At 46.9% G+C, this 213-nt stretch carries 1 protein-coding gene; it reads left to right on the plus strand.

Annotation, left to right across the window (positions count from 1 at the left end; translation table 11 throughout):
• Positions 1 to 213, plus strand: a 213-nt coding sequence (locus AB4486_RS22940) for a carbon starvation CstA family protein (RefSeq protein ID WP_372118797.1), incomplete at both ends; no start/stop codon positions are given.

Consider the following 213-nt stretch of genomic DNA (forward strand, 5'->3'; position numbering starts at 1 on the left):
CTACCACTTTGGCCTGCTCTATTCATCACTATCGCTTGTGGTGCTATTTCTGGCTTCCACGCAACTCAGTCTCCTTTGATGGCGCGTTGTATGGAAAACGAGAAGAACGGTCGCTTCGTATTCTACGGTGCAATGATTGGTGAAGGCATCATCGCTCTAATTTGGTGTGCACTTGCTCTGTCATTCTTCGGTTCAGTTGAGTCTCTATCTGAT

The organism is Vibrio sp. 10N.222.55.C6 (assembly GCF_041473395.1).
GTDB classification, from domain to species: domain Bacteria; phylum Pseudomonadota; class Gammaproteobacteria; order Enterobacterales; family Vibrionaceae; genus Vibrio; species Vibrio crassostreae_C.